Below are 17,822 nucleotides of genomic sequence, written 5' to 3'. Positions count from 1 at the left end.
TGGCGATGAGCACGGGGATCGACCACCTCCGCGAGCTGCGAAAACGCGGGCTCCTGGAGAAGGCGTACGACCAGGTGGCCGCCGCCCTCGCCGAGGAGGAGCCAGGCGGCGCCCGGGCCGACACCGCCGCGGCCGGCCGGCTCCTCGGCGGCCTCGACCCCGAGGCCGTGCTGAGCCACCACCCGGCGACCCCGGTCGTCACGGTCGCCGTCACCGGCCAGTCCACGGTCGGCCAGGTCCTCGACCCGCTCCGGGGCGAACTCGCCCGCCACGGGCTGCTCCTGCGCCCCGTCCTCGGCGAGCACGGCACGTATCTGCGCGACCTGACCGACCCCACGAGCGAGCTGCACGCCGCCGCCCCCGACCTCACCCTGTGCCTGCTGGACGCCGAGACGGTGTTCGAGCAGGTCCCCGGGGTGTGGCGGCCCGAGGACGTCGAGGCGGCCGCCTGCGAGGTGCTGGACCGGTGCGCCGCACTGGCCGACGCCGCGCCGGGCACCCTCGTCCTCAACACCCTGCCGCTGCCCCTCACGTACAGCAGGCAGCTCATCGACCACCGGTCCCGGGCCCGGCTCGGGGCGGTGTGGCGGGAGTTCAACGCCCGGCTGCTGCGGCTCACCGAGCGGTCACCGGCCCTGGTGGTCATCGACCTGGACCCGCTCACGGCCGACGGCGGCCCGGTCACCGACGCCCGCCTGGCCCGATACGCCAAGGTCCGGCTCGGCGCCGGGCTGCTGGCCGGGTACGCCAGGGAGGTCGCCCACCTGGCGCGTGCCCTGCGCGGCGCCACCCGCAAGTGCCTGGTGCTCGACCTCGACCGGACGCTGTGGGACGGGGTGCTCGCGGAGGAGGGGCCCGACGGCATCGCCGCCGCGGGAACCCTGCGCGGGGAGGCGTTCGGCGCCTTCCAGACCTGCGTCAAGCAGCTCGCCTCCCAGGGGGTCCTGCTCGCGGTGAGCAGCAAGAACGACGCGGCGGAGGTGGCCCGGGTGCTGGCGGACCACCCCGATCTGGTGCTGCGCGAACGGGACTTCGCGGCGGTCAACGCCAACTGGGAGCCGAAGGACGGCAACCTCGCCGACATCGCCGGGCAGCTGGACCTGTCCACCGACGCCCTGGTCTTCGCGGACGACTCGGCGGCCGAGCGGGCGCAGGTGCGCCACGGCCTGCCCGGGGTCGCCGTGGTGCCGCTCGACGACGAGCCCGCGACGCACATCGCGCGGCTCCTCGCGGACGGCTGGTTCGACGCGGTCGGCCTGACCGACGAGGACCGGGCCAGGACCGGCGAGTACCGGGCCCGCCGCGCGCGCCGCGAGCTGCATGCCGGATCGGGCTCGCACGAGGAGTTCCTGCGCGCCCTCGGCTTACGGCTGGAGGTCGGGCCGCCGCGTCCGCACGAGGCGGCCCGGATCTCGCAGCTGACCCTGCGGACCAACCAGTTCAACCTCGCTGGAGGCGGTCTCACCGAGGCGGCCGTGAAGGGCCTGGCGGCCGACCCGGAGCGGGAGGTTCTGGTGGCCCGTACCGCCGACCGGTTCGGGGACAACGGGCTGGTCGGCGCGGTGCTGATCGGCCGGTCGCCCGGGCAGTGGCGGCTGGAGAACTTGTGGCTCAGTTGCAGGGTGCTCGGGCGGGGCGTCGAACGCGCTTTTGTCGCCGTACTGTTGAGTAGAGCCCGGCGTCTCGGACTGCACACCGTCGACGCCCGCTACGTACCCACCGCCCGCAATCACCGGGCCGGGGACCTCTATCCGTCCTGTGGGTTCGCCGTCCGCCGCCTGCCCGGGTCCGGGGAGCACGGAGACGGGGCTTCGGGGTACCGCCACGATCTGACGGTTCTGCCGGGGATCCCCGGCCACATTTGTGTCACCGAGTCCGGAAAGGCACCCCGATGAGCGCCGCCGACCTGACGGGCCTCGACGCGTTCCTGCGGATCGTGGGCGACGACCTGGGCCTGGACGTGGAACACCCCGCTGGTGCCGACCTCGCCCTCACCGAGGTGCCCGGCTGGGACTCGCTGAACCTGCTCCGGCTGGTGGTGCTCCTGGAGGAGTCCGGCCACCGCGTACCGGTGCACCGTCTGCTGGAGGCGCAGAGCCTCCGGGACATTCACACCCTCGTTAAGGAGTACGGATGACCGCCCCGGGCAGCGTCACGCTCGGCTCACCGCTCGGTGAGCCCGTCGCCGTGGTTCCCGGGGGTGACTCGTGGAGCAGGGTCGGGGAAGACCTCGCCGCCCACGGCAGCGCCCTGGCCTACGCCTGGCTGAAGGACCTGGAGCCCGCCGTGCCCTCGGGCGACGACCTGCGCGAGCTCCTCGGCCGGGACTGGACGCGCTACCTGGACCTGACCCACGCCGACGTGCGCAACCGGTACGTGGCCTCCCGGATGCTGCTCAAGCACGCGGCGGGGGCGGTGCTCGCCAGTGATCCGGCCGACCTGGAGCTGGCGTACGGGCCGACCGGGCGCCCGTACCTGCGCGGCTGCGACCAGATCGACATCAGCCTCAGCCACACCGAGGACCTGCTGCTCGTGGGGCTGACCACCTGCGGGCTGATCGGTGTCGACGCCGAGCGGGCCGACCGCGACATGTACGGCGGCGGGCTCGTCCGGCACATCTGCACGCCGTACGAGGCGGTGCTGCTGTCCGGGATGCCGGAGAAGGAGCGCAACGGCGCGCTGGTGCGGCTGTGGACGCTGAAGGAGGCGTACTCCAAGGCGATCGGGCAGGGCATGCAGTTCCGCTTCACCGAATTCGGCTTCGGCCCGGACGGCCGCCCGGTGCGGGTGCAGCGGCCCGACGGCACCCCGGGCACCGGCGAGGAGTGGACCTTCCGCACCTTCGCCCTCGAGGACGGCTACGTGGTCAGCGCGGCGGTGTACGACGCGGGGTTCGGCAAGCTCCAGGACGCCCATGTCACGACGATGCTCGACCAGGACTGCGTGGACGCGATCACGGAGGCGCTGGACGAGGAGGAGAGCGGGGGCACCGGTGGGTGAGGGAGCGTGAGGCGGTGCCCCCGGTCAGTGCGGCTTCGTGGCCGTCTCGCCGGCGAGCATCTCCTGACGGGCGGCGTTGTAGCCCGCCTGGAAGCGGCTGGTGGCCTCCAACTGCTCGGTTATCTCCGCGATGTGGCGCCGGCAGGTGCGCACGGACATGCCGAGCCTGCGGGCGACCATCTCGTCCTTGTAGCCCTTGGTCATCAGCCGGATGATCGACCACTTCAGCTCGTCGGTCGAGGACGGGGGGCGCTGCGACTCCACGACGTACGGGGTCGCGCCCTCCCACAGGTACTCGAAGACGGAGCAGAGGAACGCCACGAGCGTGGGCTCGCGGACGACGGCCGCGCCCGGGAAGCCGCCCTCGCAGGCGGACCGCGCCGGCAGGAAGGCGACCTCCTTGTCGTAGATGATCATCCGGTCGATCACCTCGTCGGCGGTCCGGATCTCGGCGCCTTCCAGCGTGACGTCACGGACGTAGGAGCGGGTGGGCAGGTCGTTGCGCGCGGTGTGCTGGTAGATGGTCCGGATGTGCACCCCGCGCGACAGGATGGACAGGGCGCTGGCCCTGGCGTCGTCGAGCATGTCCGCCGGGCGCGCGCCGCCGGGCTGGACGGTGATCAGCTCGTGCTTGCAGGTCTGCCCGAGGTGGTCCAGGAGTGCCTGGATGCGGGCGGGGTCGCTGATGATGTCGATGGCTTCCAGATGGTTGCGCAGCCGCCGGCCCTCGAAGTACAGGGGGGTCAGCGACATCAGCTGGGCCCGGACGTCCGTGACGGCCTGCTGGAGGTCGCGGATCTGCCGCTCGGCGGGGCCCACCAGGGAGGCGGCGGCCGCGTCGGGCGTGACGGGGGTCAGTTGGTGCGAGTGACCGGGCACCGACTGGAGCAGGCGGACACCGACCAGCACGCTCTCGACCCGGGCGACCTCGTCGTGGGTGAGCGACAGGTCCTTGGCAATCCGTTCCCGGTCGAACCGGCCGCACTCGACGGCGATCCCGTATGCCGCAGCGCTCACGTCATCCAGTTCGGCGAAGCCCGAATCCGCGTACTCCCCTTGGAACACGCCAGCCCCCACTGGTCGGTGTAATTGCTGCCACGTAACTTTACGCCAACGTGGGGCCCTTGGCGCGAATGATCGGCGTCCGAGATTCTTTTCCCGTCGCCGGAGAGCTCCCGAGCCGGAGGTTTCGGGTGACGCAGTAGCCGGAGGTAAGGCTCATTCATTGACCTAGGGGGAGTCGCAATGGCAAGTTATGGTAAAGAATCTTTGGTTCGCTTGACTTTGCTGATGGGTGTACTTCTGGCCGTTATCGGGGGGCAGTTCATGCTGGGGCTCTCGCAGGCGATGCCCAGCCACAGCGCGGTCAGCGCGGCGGGTACGGCGCCCGTGAGCCCCGGGCCGACGGGGGGCGAGCACCCGGACGACGACCGCTGGGGCCCTCTGAACTGACCATCGGGCCGCCCGGGGCCCAAGAAACGAGGCTCAGCGAATGCTCCCCGCAGCGCACATGCGGGGAGCATCTCCGTGTGCGGCCCCGGCCGGCCTGCGGGCGGGCACGGCGATGGCGCTCAGCAGCACCCCGTCCCGAGCGGACCAGCGCCCGCTGAACGAGGTGGGCCCCGCCGGGGACAGTCCGGCCGGGTCCGGCAGCAGCCGGGCGGTGAACGTCTCCTGCGCCGCGTCGACGCTCACCAGCGCGTCGGTGAAGTCGAGTTCCTGGCCGGTGAGCGGGAACCACGTCTTGTACACCGCCTCCTTGATGGAGAACAGCAGCCGGTCCCAGGCGACTTCGGGCACCGCCCACGCCAGTTCACGCGTCCGGCGCAGCTCCTGCGGCAGCGCGATCGACTCCAGCACGCCCGGCCGCAGCGGGGCGTTGGGTTCGGCGTCGATCCCGACCGACAGGAAGTCCTCCCTGCGGGCGAGCGCCACGCCCCGGAACCCCGCGCAGTGCGTCATCGAGCCCACGACCGAGGGCGCCCACTGCGGCACCCCGCGCCGGCCCGGCAGCACGGCGGCCGGTGCCACCCCGAGCGCCCCCATGGCCCGCCGGGCGCACCACCGCACGGTGGCGAACTCCAGGCGGCGCTTCGGGACGGCGTTGCTGATCAGGGACTCCTCCTCCGGGAAGAGGAACACACCGGCCGGGTCGGCGGTGGCCTCGGCGGTGGCGACGGTCGAAGGCAGGAGCTTGGTGAGCACGGCAGTCCTTCAGGTCGGGGCGTCGGGTGGACGCTTCCCACGCTCCCGCCGCCGCCCCGCGCCGGCCAGCGAAGCCGCCTCCGCGCGGGCGGACCGGCCCTCTCACTCCGCCATTCCTGCCAGCCCGCTGCCATCCGGCCCGCCCCGCCGGCCCCGTCCGCCGCCGGTCTGTCACCGCCCGGCACCGCCCTTGCCATGCCCCTGCTACACAGTTCGGTCACGCACCGTCAACTGAGGGGTTCTAGAGGGGTGTTCGCGGCCGGGCCGCTCCGGCCAGCCTGGGGGAATGGCGCACGGAAACCTCATGGGCATCAGCGACCTCCATGTCGCATTCCCGGAGAACCGCCGGATCGTCGAGGAGCTGTATCCCGACAGCCCCGCCGACTGGCTCATCGTCGCCGGTGACGTCGGCGAGTCACCCGACGATCTGAGCTGGGTGCTCGATTTGCTCACCCGCCGCTATGCCACCGTCATCTGGGCGCCGGGAAACCATGATCTGTGGACCCTTCGCGATGATCCTGTGTCGTTGCGTGGAGACGCTCGGTACCGAAGATTGGTCGAAATCTGCCGCTCGTACGGAGTGCACACCCCGGAGGACCCGTACCCGGTCTGGTCCGGGCCGGGCGGCCCGCTGGTCGTGGCCCCCCTCTTCCTGCTGTACGACTACACCTTCCGCACGCCCACCGCCGCCACCCGGGAACAGGCGCTGGAGCAGGCGTACGAGGCCGGTGTGGTGTGCACCGACGAGTTCATGCTGCACCCCGATCCCTACCCCTCCCGCCAGGCCTGGTGCCGGGCCCGGGTCGCCGCCACCGAACAGCGCCTGGCCGCCTGCGACCCCGAACTTCGCACCGTGCTGGTCAACCATTTCCCGCTGGTCCGTACGCCCACCCGCATCCTGCGCCACCCCGAGTTCGCCCAGTGGTGCGGCACCGAACTGACTGCCGACTGGCACACGCGCTTCCGCGCCGCCGCCGTCGTGTACGGGCACCTCCACATCCCGCGCACCACGTGGTACGACGGTGTGCGCTTCGAGGAGGTCTCCGTCGGCTACCCGAGGGAGCGGCGGCAACGGGGGCAGACAGGGGTGGCGCCCCGGCGCATCTTTCCGGCCGTCCCCGGGGATAGCTGACTGGCAGGTTCCGGCCACCGTGAACGCGCCGCACGCGCCCCTATGCTGAAGTTCGATTGCTTCTCAAGCGCCGCTCGATCGGTCCTGTATCCGGTTCGCATTCCCGTATCTTTACCGAGAGCCGGAACATGGGCATGGGGGATCTCATGGTGTTGTTCCGTCGCGCCGAAGAACTGTCTCTTCTGGAAAAGCTCATCGAAGGATGTGCCGAAGGGAATTCCGGACTGCTCCTCATCGAAGGGGCGGTCGGCTGTGGAAAAAGCGAATTCCTGGAGACCGTTGCCGTAAATTCCGAGAAACACGGCGCCCTGGTGCTGCGCGGAATGGCCACCGCCGACGAGCGGCGCCACCCGCTCGGCGTGCTGCGCCAGCTGACCGCCGACGCCCCGACCGGCGCACTCCCGCCGCTGCCTCCGTCACCCGCCGAGGCCGGCCGGGTCGGTGCCATGCGGCAGTTCGCCTCGGCCGTACGCGAGCTGAGCGCCACCGCGCCCGTGGTGATCTGCGTGGACGACCTGCACCACGTCGACGAGCTCTCCGGCCGCTACCTGCTCCAGCTCGCCCGGGGCACCCGCGAGGCCAAGGTGCTCCTCGCCCTCACCGAGTCCGTCCACGAGCACGGCGACGACCCGCTGCTGCGCACCGAACTGCTGCGGCTGCCGCACTTCTCGCGGCTGCGCCTCGAACGCTTCACGCCCGACGCGGTCCGGGCCATGCTCCCCGACCGCACCGACGCCGAGACGGCCCGGCTGCACCGGGCGAGCGGCGGCAACCCGCTGCTGCTGCGCGCCCTGCTCCAGGACCCCGGCACCCGCCCCGGCGAGGCCTACGGCCAGGCCGTCCTGGCCTGCCTGCACCGCTGCGGGCCCGCCACCACCGCGCTGACCGAGGCCATCGCCGTACTCGACCCCCTGGCGGCAGTCCCGCACGTCGCCCGCCTCGCCGGCACCACCGAACCGGCCGCCGCCCGCGCGCTCTCCGCCCTGGAGGACGCGGGGCTGCTCACCCGGGAGCGCGGCTTCTGCCACCCGGCCGCCCGGGCCGCCGTGCTCGACCGGACGGAGCCGGACACCCGCCGCGCCCTGCACCGGGAGGCCGCCCTGCTGACCCGTGCCGCCGGCGCCCCCGACACCGTCGTCGCCGCACAGCTGCTCGCCGCCCGGCACACGGGTGAGGACTGGGCGCTGTCCGTGCTGCGGGCCGCCGCCGACCAGCACGCCGCCGACGGCGGGCCGGACAGGGCGACCGCCCTGCTAGGGCTCGCCCATGAGGCGTGCGCGGACGACACCGTCCGCGCCGAGCTGGGCGTCCGGCTCGCCGTCGTCACCGGCCGCACCGACCCGGCCGGCGCCGAACGCCACCTCACCGAACCCCTGGCCGCCGTCGCCGCCGGACAGCTGGACGCCCGCGCGCTGGGCCCGCTCGCCCGGGTGCTGGCCGCGCAGGGCCGCGTGGACGAGTCGACGGAGGTGCTGGAACGGCTCGCCGCCGGTGAGGGCCGCCACCCCGGCGCCGAGCGCAGACACGGCGACATCCCCGGCGACGACCCGCTCGACGGCCTCTCCGCCTTCCCGCAGTGGGGTGCCGCGGGCCGCCGGTCGCCGGGAGCGCCCGGGCACCACCTCGGCCGCGTGGTCCGGGGTGCCGTCCACCCGGCCGCCCTGTGGGCGCTGCCTGCCGAGGCGGACGAGGTGGCCGCCGCGCAGGCCGCCGAACTCTTCCTGCGCGGGGCCACGCTGGCCGAGGGCATGGTCGAGCCGGCCGTCCAGGCCCTGCGCACCCTGCTCTTCCTGGACGGCGCGGAGCGCGCGGTGCCGTGGTGCGAGACGCTCACCGGGCAGGCGGCGGAGCGCGGCGCGACCGGCTGGCAGGCCGTCTTCGCCGGCCTCCTCGCCGAGGCCCGGCTGCGCCTCGGCGACCTGAGCGGCGCCGCGGACACGGCCGAGGACGCCCTGCGCGTGGTGCCCGCCAGGGGCGGAGGCGTCCAGCTGTGCGGGCTGATGGCGACGCTGGTGCGGGCCCGGACCGCCATGGGTCAGCCCGAGGCGGCGGCCGCCGTGCTCAGCCGGCCCGTGCCGGAGCGGCTGACCGGCAGCGTCCACGGCCTGGCCTACCTCAGGGCCCGGGGCCACTACGCCCTGGCGACCAGCCGGTTCCACGCGGCGCTCGGCGACTTCCTGGACATCGGCCGCCACATGAAGCGCTGGGGCCTGGACCGGCCGAGGGTCCTGCCGTGGCGGGCCGACGCGGCGGAGGCGCTGCTCAGGCTCGGCGAGACCCAGCAGGCCGACCGCTTCCTGGCCGACCAGCTGACCACCCGGGACGCGGGCGACCCATGGGTGCGCGGGATGACGCTGCGGCTGCGGGCCTCGCTGCGGGAGCCGAAGGAGCGGCAGGCGATGCTCACCAAGGCCGTGGACGACCTGCACCGCTCCGGCGACAACTACGAACTGGCCCGCGCCATGAGCGACTTCGGCCAGGTGCTGCGCGTCCTGGGCGAGCCGGCCAGGGCCGCCATGGTCAACCGGCGGGCCTGGCACGTGGCGAAGGAGTGCGGGGCGCAGGCCCTGTGCGTGAAGATCCTGCCCGGCCACAGCGGCGAGGCCCCGCAGGAGGCGTCGGCGGCCGATGCCCCGCACGCCGACCTGGTGGCGAGCCTCAGCGAGTCGGAGAAGCGGGTCGCCCTGCTTGCCGTGCACGGCCACACCAACCGGGAGATCGCCCAGAAGCTGTACATCACCGTGAGCACGGTGGAGCAGCACCTCACCCGCGTGTACCGCAAGCTGGAGATCCCCGGCCGCCAGGCGCTCCCCGTCGACTTCCACCTGGGGGTCGCCGAGTTCATCTGACGGCATGGCAAGGTCGTAGCAGCCCGGTGCCCGGGCCCGGCCGGCCATGGCAGACAACTGCTGTGGCCGGACCCCGCATTCAGTGGTCCATACCCCTGGATGTGAGACGGAGTGGTTCGCCGGCGGCACCGCCTGGAAGGTCGGTCATGAGGCCGTAGCCCACCAGGGAGGGCGCCATGACCACCACACCGACGCAACGTCAGCCGGGAAGCGCGGCGAGCCCCGGACAGCTGCGCGACGCCATGCTCGACCGGGTCGAGGAGCGGCTCGCCCGCCTCCTCGCCGACGAGACCCGGAGCCGCCGCACGGCCGATCCGCGCAGCGCGGTCCTGGTGGCGGGTGTGGCCGAGTTGGTCCAGGCCGGGGCCGAGCGGGCCCATCCGGTCATCTGCCTCACCGGATACCTCGCGGCGGACGGCGACCCGGCCGGCGAGGACGTGGTGTCCGCGTGCGCCGCGCTCGAACTCCTCGACACCTGCCTGATGATCCGCGACGACGTCCGCAAGAACGCGACCCTGCGCCGGGGCATCCCCACCCTGCACATCAGCCACGCCGCCGAGCACGAACGCAACGGCTGGCGCGGTGAGTCCCGCCGCTTCGGCGAGGACACCGCCGTCCTCGCGGGCGACCTCGCCACGGCCTACGGGGACCGCATCGCCGCCCGTCTCCCGCTGGTCGCTCGGGAGTTGTGGGACGCCCTGCGCACGGAACGCACCATCGGCGCGCACGCGGAAGCCGCCGAGGCGACGGAGTACCTCGACGACGCCTGGCCCGGCCAGTGCCTCGACGGCTGCGGGGCCGGCTGCGGCGCCGGCTGGTACGGGCTGCGCCATGCCCTGCTGATCGGCGCGGCGCTCGCGGGCCGCGACGACCTGCGCGAGCCGTACGAGGAGTACGCGCGCGCCCTGCACGCGGCCTGGCGGATCCGCGGCTTCCTGCGCGGCGGGCCGGGGTTCGACGGCGACGCGCAGTTCCTGCGGGACATCTTCTTCGACGCGCAGGCCCGCGAGAAGGCGGAGGAGACGATCGCGCGCCTCCTGGTCCGCGCCGACGAGGTGGCGTCGGCCGCCCCGGTCTCCCCGCGCTGGCGCACGGAACTGAAGGCGTTCGCCCGCAGGGTGGCGGGCTGCGAGTGACGACGGGGCGCGGCTGTACGGGGACGACGGACGCGCCACGCGAGCGCAGCCCGGCGGAGGCGTGCCGGCCGTACGAGCCCCACGTGCCCCCTACACCGGCGCCGGCCGAGGGCTCCCCGGCCGCCCCCGCAGCAGCCACGCGCGCAGCGCCGCCCGGCGCAGGCGGCCGTCCTCGTCGCGGGGGAGGGCACCCACGACCTCCAGGCGGGTGGGCAGGAACGCCTCGGCGACGCCCCGCGCGGTGAGGTGTTCGCGGAGTTCGGCGGGGCCGGGCGGCCGGTCCCACGCGACCGGGACCACCACTGCGCACGGCAGCTCGCCGTGTTCCGGGTCGGTGTAGGCGACCACGGCCGCCTCGCCGACCCTGGGGTGGGTGAGCAGGGCCTCCTCCACCTCCGCGACCGGGACCATGAAGATCGCCCCGGTGCGGGTGCCTGCCCGGGCCCGGACCCGGATGGAGCCCCCGGCGTCCGTCGTCGCGAGGTCGCCGGTGTCCAGCCAGCCGTCCCCGTCCTCCCAGGTCGAGACGGGCACCGCCTCCCCGTGCCGCCAGGTCGCCAGGGCCACCGACGGCCCGCGCACCCGGAGCGGGGCGGGGCCCGTACCGTCCTCGGCCGGCACCTCCAGGCCCCTCAGCAGCCGTGACTCGCCGGCCGCCGCCGACAGCGCGCCCATGCCCAGCTCGGGCGCCCCCCACGCGGAGAGCACCGGCACCCCGAACACCTCGCGCAGTTCGTCCGCCAGCGGCTCCGGGGTGCTGGTGCGCCCGCCGGACAGGACGAGCCGCAGCCGCTCCAGGCTCCGGGGCCGCTGCCGCTGGGTGGTCAGCAGTTCCGCGAAGTAGGCGGGCTCCGCGTACACCTGGTCGACACCCGCGTACGCCATCAGGTCCAGGCACCTGCCCGGGTCCCACACGTCCTGCCAGACGCCGGTGCCGCCGACCGCGAGCGGCCAGCACACGGTGTAGATCAGCGAGGCCAGCGAGGTCAGCGGGAGGGTGGACAGGAAGACCTCCCCGGGCCGCCGCCCCGGGCCTTCGGGGTGGTGCTGGGTCGAGACGTTGGCGTACAGCGTGTCGGGGGAGTGCACCACCGAGGTGTACGCGTCGCGCAGCCCCATCACGCTGATCAGCAGCGCCGGCCGGTCCGCGCGCCCCGGCAGCGGGGCGAGGCGGCGGCCCGCCGCGGTCCGCTCGTGCGGGGTGCGGACGAAGTGCGCGGCGAAGTCGACGGCCCCGGTCGCCGCCGCGTCCCCCACCACCACGCGGTGGCGCAGCCACGGCAGCCCCGGCGCGAGGTCGGCCAGCGCCTCGGCGTGCGGGAAGCCCTCCCAGGCGTCCGGGACCACGCAGACCCGGGCCCGGGTGCCGTCCAGGATGTGCCGCAGCCCGTGGGCACGCACGGTCGGCAGCACGGGCACCGCGACCGCCCCGGCCCGCCAGCAGGCGAGGGTGAGCGCGGCCGTCTCCCACCAGTTCGGCAGCTGGTAGGCGACCGGATCGCCCGGAGCGACCCCGAGCGAGGCCAGGGCCGCCGCGAACCGGTCGACGTACAGAACGAGTTGTCCGTAGGTGAGGGTGATCCGGCGTTCGCCTTCCGGTCGCAGCATGCGCTCCGCGACGATCGCGGGCCGCTGCGGCGCACCGGCGGCCGTGCGGTTCAGGTCGTCCAGGAATGTCTCCTCCCGCCACCACCCGGCCGCCCGGAACCGCCGGACGACCTCGTCGGGCGCGGTCAGCTCCAGGAGGCGGCGCTCGGCCGTGCCGGTGCCCCGGGTCATCCCCACCGCCCCACCGCCCCCGCGACCTGCACCCGCGAGGTGCACCCGAGCCGCCGCATCACCTGGCGGACGTGGTTGACGACTGTCCACTCGGAGATGTCGAGCCGGGCCGCGATGTGCCGGTTGGTGAGCCCCTCGGCGACCAGGAGCGCGACCTGTGCCTGGCGCGGGGTGAGCGATTGCGCCTCGGCCGCCGCCCCGGCGACCGTGCGGCGCGACGGCGCCGGCGAGGACAGCGCCTCTGCCACCGCCGTGGCCGCGGACATCCGCACGCCCTCCGCCCAGGCGGTCGCGAAGTCGGGCCAGTCGAGCCGGGCACCCAGCTCCGTACGGGCCCGCTCGGCCTGCGAGCGCCACTCCTGCGGGACCTCGGCGCCGGTCCGCTGCCGCAGCACGTCGGCCGCCGCGAGCAGCCGGACCGCGCGCGGGCGCTGCGCGGGCTGCGAGCGGAGCAGCAGCAGCGCGAACTCCTCCAGCAGGCCGGGGAGTTCCGTGCGCTCGTCGATCGCCTCGTACAGCCGCAGGGCCTCCCTGAGCGCGGTCTCCGCCGGTTCCGGCTCGTCGCCCTCCAGGTCCAGCGCGGCCAGCGCCCGCAGCGCTCCGGCGAGCCCGCGTCCGTCGCGGCTGCGGCGGAACGTCTCCTCGGCCCTGAGCAGCATGTCCCGTGCCTTGCGCCGGTCGCCCTCGGCGTGCAGGGCGGCGGCGAGCGAGACCGCCGCCTCGGCGGTGCCCCCGGTGACGCCCATCGTGGACAGCGCGCTGTGCGCGGTGACGAGCACGCTGCGGGCCCCCGCCGCGTCGCCGGACCTGAGGAGGGCGGTGCCGAGCCGGAGCGAGGCGAGGGCGTTCTGCCGGCGGTCGCCGACGCTCTTGCCCAGGGCGAGGGCGCGCCGGTGGCGGCGCACGGCCTCCTGCGGGTCGCCCAGGGCCAGCGCGAACACCCCGGACACGTCGGCGAGCCGGGCCCGTGACGCCTCCGGGAGCGGTCCGGCGTCGGCGACCGCGTCGCACCACTCCAGGCCCTCCCGCAACCGGCCCTGCGCCAGCCACGGCAGGCGGCAGCCCAGCACCGTCGCCGCCGCGGCCTCGCCGTCGCCCCGCTCGTGCAGGTGGCGCAGGGCCGCCAGGACGTTGGCGCTCTCGGCCGCCGCCTCCCGCAGCAGCCGGTCCTGCCCGGTCCCGGCGAGCCCCGGCAGCGCGGCGGCGACCAGCCGCCGGTAGCGCTCGGCGTGCGCGTCCGCCGCCCCTTCCGGCGCCCGGGCGCGGACGTGGGACCGTACGGGCTCGGGGACCGCGAGCCGCAGTTCGCCGCGCTCCTCGCCCATGACGGTGAGCAGCCCCCGGTCCATCAGGAGTTCGAGCCCCTCCTCCTCGTCGAGCCCGGCGGCGGCGAGACCGAAGCCCGGCTCGTACACCGCGAGCCGCCCCAGCAGCGCGAGGGCCGCCGGTTCCAGGCCCAGGCAGCTCCACTCGGCGAGCGCGGTGAGCGAGCGGTGCCGGGCGGGCGCGTTCACGGGTCCGCCCGCGAGGACGGTCGTACGCCCGCGCAGCCGGGCCGCCAGCAGCTGCGGCGGCAGCAACCGCAGGCGCAGGGCGGCGAGTTCGAGCGCGAGGGGCAGTCCGCCGAGCAGGGTGCAGATCTCCGCGACGGCCGCGCTGTTCTCCAGGGTCAGCGCGAACGACGGGTCGGCGTCCCGCGCCCGCCGCACGAACAGCTCCACGGACGCCACGGAGTGCGGCTCCTCCCCGTCCCCCTCGCCGGGCACGGCCAGCGGTCCGAGCGGCAGCAGCTGCTCCCCGTACACCCCGAGCGGTTCCACGGCGGTGACCAGTACGACGACCTGCGGCTCGGCGGCCAGCGCGACGACCGCGTCGGCGGCCGGGCCCCGGGCGTCATGGTCGCACCCGTCGAGGACCAGCAGCACCCGCCCGTCGGCGGGGAGACCGGCGGGCGCGGGCAGCGCCCCCGCGTCCACCACCTCCACACGCGCGAACGCGTCCCCCAGCTCCCGTACCGCCTCCCGGGCGAGCCGGGTCTTGCCCACGCCCGCCCGTCCGGTGAGGGTCACCAGGCGTACGCCGGGGGAGAGCAGGCGCTCCCGCAGGGCGGCGGTCTCGCGGGCCCTGCCGATCAGTTCCGTGTCGGGGCCGAGCACTACCGGCATGGTTCTCCACAGGCCGTGGACGACCGCGCGAACGGGCCGCCCTGATGAATCCGCCAGAGCCCCGGCCGGATCTCCACGGCCCCGAACCCCGCCCCCGGCGCGTCGGCGTCCGCGTCCAGCGCGCGCAGCGAGCGCCGCGCGTACATCCGCAGCCCCGGGTCGTCCAGCGCGCCCGCCAGCGTCAGGCACTCGGTGAACCAGGTCCTGGCCGCCTCCGGGCCCTCCTGGGCCAGGGCCACCAGCGCCCGCGCCCGCGTCGCCTCGTAACGGGCCCTGGTGTGCGCGGGCGCGGCCAGGGCCGGTCCGAGCAGGTCCGCCGCCTCGTCGGCCGCACCGCCGTCCAGCAGGAGTTCGGCCAGACCCACGAGCGCCTGCCCGGTCTCCTCCTCGTCACCGCACTCCCGGGCCAGCTCCAGCGCCCGCCCCAGCAGGTCGCGGGCGCGCTCGAAGCGCCGGTAGCGCCAGGCCAGTTCGGCGAGCAGCCGGAGCATCCGGGCCTGGGCCGGTCGGTCCGCGCACCGGCGCGCCGCGTCCAGGGCCAGCGCGTAGGACGCCTCCTCGGCGACCGCGTCGGGCCGCGCGAACCCGGCGAGGCCTTCCGTCAGGCGTACGGTCAGCTCCCACAGCCCCGCGTCGTACGCGGTCCCGGCCAGCCGGGCGAGCGCCGGTGCGTCCGGGGCCGTCGCGCGCCGGGGGCCCGCCGCGCCCGGCAGGTACGCCAGGCACACGCGCCGCACGGCGGCCCGGACGGTCGCGGGGTCCTCCTCGGCGGCCAGCCGTTCGGCGGCGACGATGCGCAGCAGCTCGGGCAGCCGCCAGGCGTCCCGGTCCGCCTCCACCAGCCGGTCGTCGGCCGGCCGCCAGGCGTCCCGGTCCGCCTCCACCAGCCGGTCGTCGGCCAGCCCTTCGAGCGCGGCGAGGGCGCGCGCACCGGTGAGGTCGAGCGCGGCGGCGGCCCGGGCGGCGTCGAAAGGGCCCGGCGGCAGCAGGGACAGCAGCCGGAACTGCCGGCGCCGCCCCTCGTCGCAGTCCTCGTACGCGGTCAGCAGCCGGGCCCGGACGTCCATGTCGCCGGTGCGCAGCGCGTCGAGCCGGCTCTCCTCCGCGTACAGCCGGTCGATGAGCGTGGCGGGCGTCCAGTGCGGCCGGGCGGCGAGCTGCGCGGCGGCGGCGCGCACGGCGAGCGGCAGCCACCCGCACCGTTCGGCGACGGCCTCGGCCTGCTCGACGGAGACGCGGCGCCCGTCGGGCCCGTCCAGCAGCGGCACCAACTGCCGTGCCTCCTCCGGGCGCCACGGCCCGAGGAGCACGGTCCGCAGTCCCGGTAGCCCGGCCGGTACGCGGCGGGCGGTGAGCAGCAGGATGTAGCCGAGCGGCAGCAGCGGCCGCACCTCGGCCTCCGAGGCCACCCCGTCCACGATCAGCAGCGTCCCGGGCGCGGGGGCCGGGCGCGGCGGGGGCCCGCCGTCGCGCGGGTCCAGCAGGCGGAGCCCGCCGGGGAACGCGTCGGCGGAACGGTGCGCGGCCTCGACCGCCAGAGCCGTCTTCCCAGCACCGGGCATCCCGGTCACGGCGAGGACGTCACCGGCCTTGGCACCCCGCAACAGCGCTTCGAGAGCGGCGAGTTCCTCCGTACGCCCCACGAACGACGGGTCGGGCCCGGGCAGCGCGGTGTCCCCGCCGGCCGCGCCGGCGGCCACCGGGCGGGGACCCGGTTCGGGCCGGGCCAGGACCGGGTCGCCCGCCAGGATGAGCCGCTGGAGCCGGCGGGACCGGGGCCCCGGTTCGATGCCCAGCTCGTCGACCAGCGTGTGGCGCAGCCGTGTGAAGACCCGCAGTGCCTCGGCCTGGCGCCCGCATCGGTAGAGGGCGACCATCAGGTGCGCGTGGAACTCCTCGCGCAGCGGGAACTCCGCCGCCAGCTCGTGGAGTTCTGGGACGAGTTCACGGTGCATGCCGAGGTGCAGCTCGGCCCGCACGCGCTCGTCGAGTGCCGTGGTGCGCGCCTCGTCCATCCGGACGGCGGCGCCCTCCAGCAGGGGCCCGTGCGGGATGTCCGAGAGCAGCGGCCCGCGCCACAGGGCGAGGGCCCGGCGCTGGAGGTCGGCGGCGGCGGCGAAATCCCCGTCGCTCAGAGCCTGGTGGCCGCGCCGGGTCAGTCCGATGAAGGCCGTGCTGTCCAGCTCGTCCGGGGTGACCCGCGCGAGGTAGCCGGGGCGGCGGGTGAGCAGCGTCTCCCGGTCGTCGTGCGGGTCGGCGGTGCGCAGGGCCTTGCGCAGGTGGGACACGTACACCTGGAGGGTGGTGGCGGCGGTGCGCGGCGGGGAATCGGGCCACAGCTCGTCGATGAGGGCGTCCACCGAGACGACCTCGTTCGCGCGGACGAGCAGGGTGCCGAGGACGCCCCGCAGCTTGGCGGCCGCCGGCGCGCCGCCGCTGACCTCCAGGGGGCCCAGGATGCCGAAACGCACCGCGTTCATGGGTCAGTAGTCCTGGACCACGCAGGTGCGGGCCTCGGCGACCGCCCACCGCTGCTGCGTCAGGGTCAGGGTCACCGGCACCGAGGGCCGTCCCTCGGCGTCCCGGTCCAGCGGCCCGGCCACGGCCACGCAGCGCAGCGGCAGCGCGCGCTCCGCCTGCCCCCGGAAGTGCACCTGGCAGGCGCCCAGGGTGCTGCGCTCCGGGTCCAGGCCGTGCGCGCGGCCGGCGGTGAGCAGCGAGCTCTGGCGCAGCGCCTCCAGCAGGTGCAGCCCGGAGAACTGCCCCTCCTGGCGACCGTCCGTGACGTCGAAGACCGGGCTGACCGGTGCGGACAGCACCCAGGTGCTGATCCGGCCGCGCGAGGCGTCCACCGGTTCGCTGATCACCACGTTCTCCCCGGCGGACCGGCCGGCCTCGGCGGCGGCGGCCGGGCGCGGCGGGGCGTCGGGGGCGTCGTGCAGCTCGGGCACGGCCCGCATCGCCTGCCGGGCGTGCGCGACGTGCTTGCGGTACAGCTTCGGCATCAGGAAGACCATCCCGGCGGCCCCGACTCCGCACGGCCGCCCGTCGATCCGTACGTCCAGGTGGAAGTCGAGTCCGCGCGGCACCTCGGCGACCACGTTGGCGGGCCTGGCCCTGATCTGCGTCTCCATGACCACGCCCCGGCCGCCGGCCGGTTCCGTGCGCCAGGCGGACAGGTCGGTGAGGTCGAGGGAGAAGCGGTAGAAGAGGCCGGGACGGTCCTCGGGCACCCCGAAGTAGCGGTGGCCGACCAGCTCACCGACGTCCCGCACCCCGGCGGTGGCGATCTGGAGGTCGTGGAAGCGTCCGGGGCCGTCGTTGAAGAGCGGGTGGGACACGGGGGTGTCGCCGACGAGGGTGAACAGCTCCTCACCCAGACTCGGCGCGTCCAGGCCGTAGTACGACCGGGCGGCCGGGCGGTGGATCAGGTGCTGGGCGGCCCCCGCGCTCCCCGCAGCCGCTGTCGCAAGTCCGTGGATGGCGGGAGCCGAGGCCGTGCGGTTGTCGACTGTCATGTCCCTCCCCTTCTCCCATCACATGGTGGAGCCCGTGG

General features: G+C 75.0%; 13 protein-coding genes. 7 read left to right on the top strand and 6 right to left on the bottom strand.

Going from position 1 to position 17,822, the window contains the following annotated elements; translation table 11 throughout:
• Positions 1 to 5 precede the first annotated feature (5 nt).
• Genes BLW14_RS15245 through BLW14_RS15235 form a run of 3 tightly spaced genes read left to right on the top strand, consistent with a single transcriptional unit; the run spans position 6 to position 3,000 of the window.
• On the top strand, positions 6 to 1,895 hold the full coding sequence (locus BLW14_RS15245; protein ID WP_093710737.1) for an HAD-IIIC family phosphatase: 1,890 nt from the start codon (positions 6 to 8) through the stop codon (positions 1,893 to 1,895).
• Positions 1,892 to 2,137, top strand: coding sequence for a phosphopantetheine-binding protein (locus tag BLW14_RS15240; protein WP_093707829.1), 246 nt, complete (start codon positions 1,892 to 1,894; stop codon positions 2,135 to 2,137). Before BLW14_RS15245 ends, BLW14_RS15240 begins: the two co-directional genes overlap by 4 nt.
• Positions 2,134 to 3,000: a 4'-phosphopantetheinyl transferase family protein gene (locus BLW14_RS15235; RefSeq protein ID WP_093707828.1), complete on the top strand. Its 867-nt coding sequence runs from the start codon at positions 2,134 to 2,136 to the stop codon at positions 2,998 to 3,000. The genes BLW14_RS15240 and BLW14_RS15235 overlap by 4 nt, the downstream gene beginning before the upstream one ends.
• Positions 3,001 to 3,024: 24 nt before the next feature.
• Here BLW14_RS15235 and BLW14_RS15230 read toward each other — a convergent pair whose 3' ends face one another.
• Positions 3,025 to 4,017: a LuxR C-terminal-related transcriptional regulator gene (locus BLW14_RS15230; RefSeq protein ID WP_256332794.1), complete on the bottom strand. Its 993-nt coding sequence runs from the start codon at positions 4,015 to 4,017 to the stop codon at positions 3,025 to 3,027.
• 273 nt (positions 4,018 to 4,290) lie between these two features.
• On the opposite strand from BLW14_RS15230, the gene BLW14_RS34500 reads away from it, so the two are divergent.
• On the top strand, positions 4,291 to 4,452 hold the full coding sequence (locus tag BLW14_RS34500; RefSeq protein WP_177153846.1) for a hypothetical protein: 162 nt from the start codon (positions 4,291 to 4,293) through the stop codon (positions 4,450 to 4,452).
• A gap of 33 nt (positions 4,453 to 4,485) precedes the next feature.
• Here BLW14_RS34500 and BLW14_RS15220 read toward each other — a convergent pair whose 3' ends face one another.
• Positions 4,486 to 5,205, bottom strand: a complete 720-nt coding sequence (locus tag BLW14_RS15220) for a 4'-phosphopantetheinyl transferase family protein (RefSeq protein ID WP_093707825.1) — start codon at positions 5,203 to 5,205, stop codon at positions 4,486 to 4,488.
• A gap of 304 nt (positions 5,206 to 5,509) precedes the next feature.
• Here BLW14_RS15220 and BLW14_RS15215 point away from each other — a divergent pair, with 304 nt between their 5' ends.
• The 3 genes from BLW14_RS15215 to BLW14_RS15205 all read left to right on the top strand — a co-directional run bounded on the left by BLW14_RS15215 (position 5,510) and on the right by BLW14_RS15205 (position 10,322).
• Complete coding sequence (locus BLW14_RS15215; protein ID WP_093707824.1) at positions 5,510 to 6,337, top strand: metallophosphoesterase family protein; 828 nt, start codon at positions 5,510 to 5,512, stop codon at positions 6,335 to 6,337.
• Between the two features lie 146 nt (positions 6,338 to 6,483).
• Positions 6,484 to 9,186: a helix-turn-helix transcriptional regulator gene (locus BLW14_RS15210; protein ID WP_093710736.1), complete on the top strand. Its 2,703-nt coding sequence runs from the start codon at positions 6,484 to 6,486 to the stop codon at positions 9,184 to 9,186.
• Between the two features lie 176 nt (positions 9,187 to 9,362).
• Positions 9,363 to 10,322 carry a polyprenyl synthetase family protein gene (locus tag BLW14_RS15205; RefSeq protein WP_256332792.1) on the top strand — a complete coding sequence of 320 codons (960 nt, stop codon included), beginning with the start codon at positions 9,363 to 9,365 and terminating at the stop codon, positions 10,320 to 10,322.
• Positions 10,323 to 10,412: 90 nt separating this feature from the next.
• On the opposite strand, the gene BLW14_RS15200 is transcribed toward BLW14_RS15205, so the two are convergent.
• The 4 genes from BLW14_RS15200 to BLW14_RS15185 are packed head-to-tail and all read right to left on the bottom strand — an operon-like array spanning position 10,413 to position 17,784.
• A complete protein-coding gene (locus BLW14_RS15200; protein WP_093707823.1) occupies positions 10,413 to 12,101 on the bottom strand; it encodes an AMP-binding protein in 1,689 nt (562 codons plus the stop codon).
• The gene (locus BLW14_RS15195) at positions 12,098 to 14,266 is read right to left on the bottom strand and encodes an ATP-binding protein (RefSeq protein ID WP_093707822.1); all 2,169 of its coding nucleotides are present in this window, start codon (positions 14,264 to 14,266) and stop codon (positions 12,098 to 12,100) included. Before BLW14_RS15195 ends, BLW14_RS15200 begins: the two co-directional genes overlap by 4 nt.
• On the bottom strand, positions 14,257 to 16,746 hold the full coding sequence (locus BLW14_RS15190; protein ID WP_093707821.1) for an AfsR/SARP family transcriptional regulator: 2,490 nt from the start codon (positions 16,744 to 16,746) through the stop codon (positions 14,257 to 14,259). Before BLW14_RS15190 ends, BLW14_RS15195 begins: the two co-directional genes overlap by 10 nt.
• A gap of 3 nt (positions 16,747 to 16,749) precedes the next feature.
• Positions 16,750 to 17,784, bottom strand: a complete 1,035-nt coding sequence (locus BLW14_RS15185; RefSeq protein ID WP_093707820.1) for an AfsA-related hotdog domain-containing protein — start codon at positions 17,782 to 17,784, stop codon at positions 16,750 to 16,752.
• Positions 17,785 to 17,822: the final 38 nt, after the last annotated feature.

This window comes from Streptomyces sp. 2131.1 (assembly GCF_900105515.1).
In the GTDB taxonomy this organism is placed as follows: domain Bacteria; phylum Actinomycetota; class Actinomycetes; order Streptomycetales; family Streptomycetaceae; genus Streptomyces; species Streptomyces drozdowiczii.
This window is presented reverse-complemented; position numbering and strand designations above follow the sequence as displayed.

Coding starts and splice junctions, on each gene's coding strand:
- BLW14_RS15235 (WP_093707828.1), top strand. CDS start 2,134: ATGACCGCCCCGGGCAGCGTCACGCTCGGCTCACCGCTCGGTGAGCCC.
- BLW14_RS15185 (WP_093707820.1), bottom strand. CDS start 17,784: ATGACAGTCGACAACCGCACGGCCTCGGCTCCCGCCATCCACGGACTT.
- BLW14_RS34500 (WP_177153846.1), top strand. CDS start 4,291: ATGGGTGTACTTCTGGCCGTTATCGGGGGGCAGTTCATGCTGGGGCTC.
- BLW14_RS15210 (WP_093710736.1), top strand. CDS start 6,484: ATGGTGTTGTTCCGTCGCGCCGAAGAACTGTCTCTTCTGGAAAAGCTC.
- BLW14_RS15245 (WP_093710737.1), top strand. CDS start 6: ATGAGCACGGGGATCGACCACCTCCGCGAGCTGCGAAAACGCGGGCTC.
- BLW14_RS15215 (WP_093707824.1), top strand. CDS start 5,510: ATGGGCATCAGCGACCTCCATGTCGCATTCCCGGAGAACCGCCGGATC.
- BLW14_RS15240 (WP_093707829.1), top strand. CDS start 1,892: ATGAGCGCCGCCGACCTGACGGGCCTCGACGCGTTCCTGCGGATCGTG.
- BLW14_RS15195 (WP_093707822.1), bottom strand. CDS start 14,266: ATGCCGGTAGTGCTCGGCCCCGACACGGAACTGATCGGCAGGGCCCGC.
- BLW14_RS15190 (WP_093707821.1), bottom strand. CDS start 16,746: ATGAACGCGGTGCGTTTCGGCATCCTGGGCCCCCTGGAGGTCAGCGGC.
- BLW14_RS15205 (WP_256332792.1), top strand. CDS start 9,363: ATGACCACCACACCGACGCAACGTCAGCCGGGAAGCGCGGCGAGCCCC.
- BLW14_RS15200 (WP_093707823.1), bottom strand. CDS start 12,101: ATGACCCGGGGCACCGGCACGGCCGAGCGCCGCCTCCTGGAGCTGACC.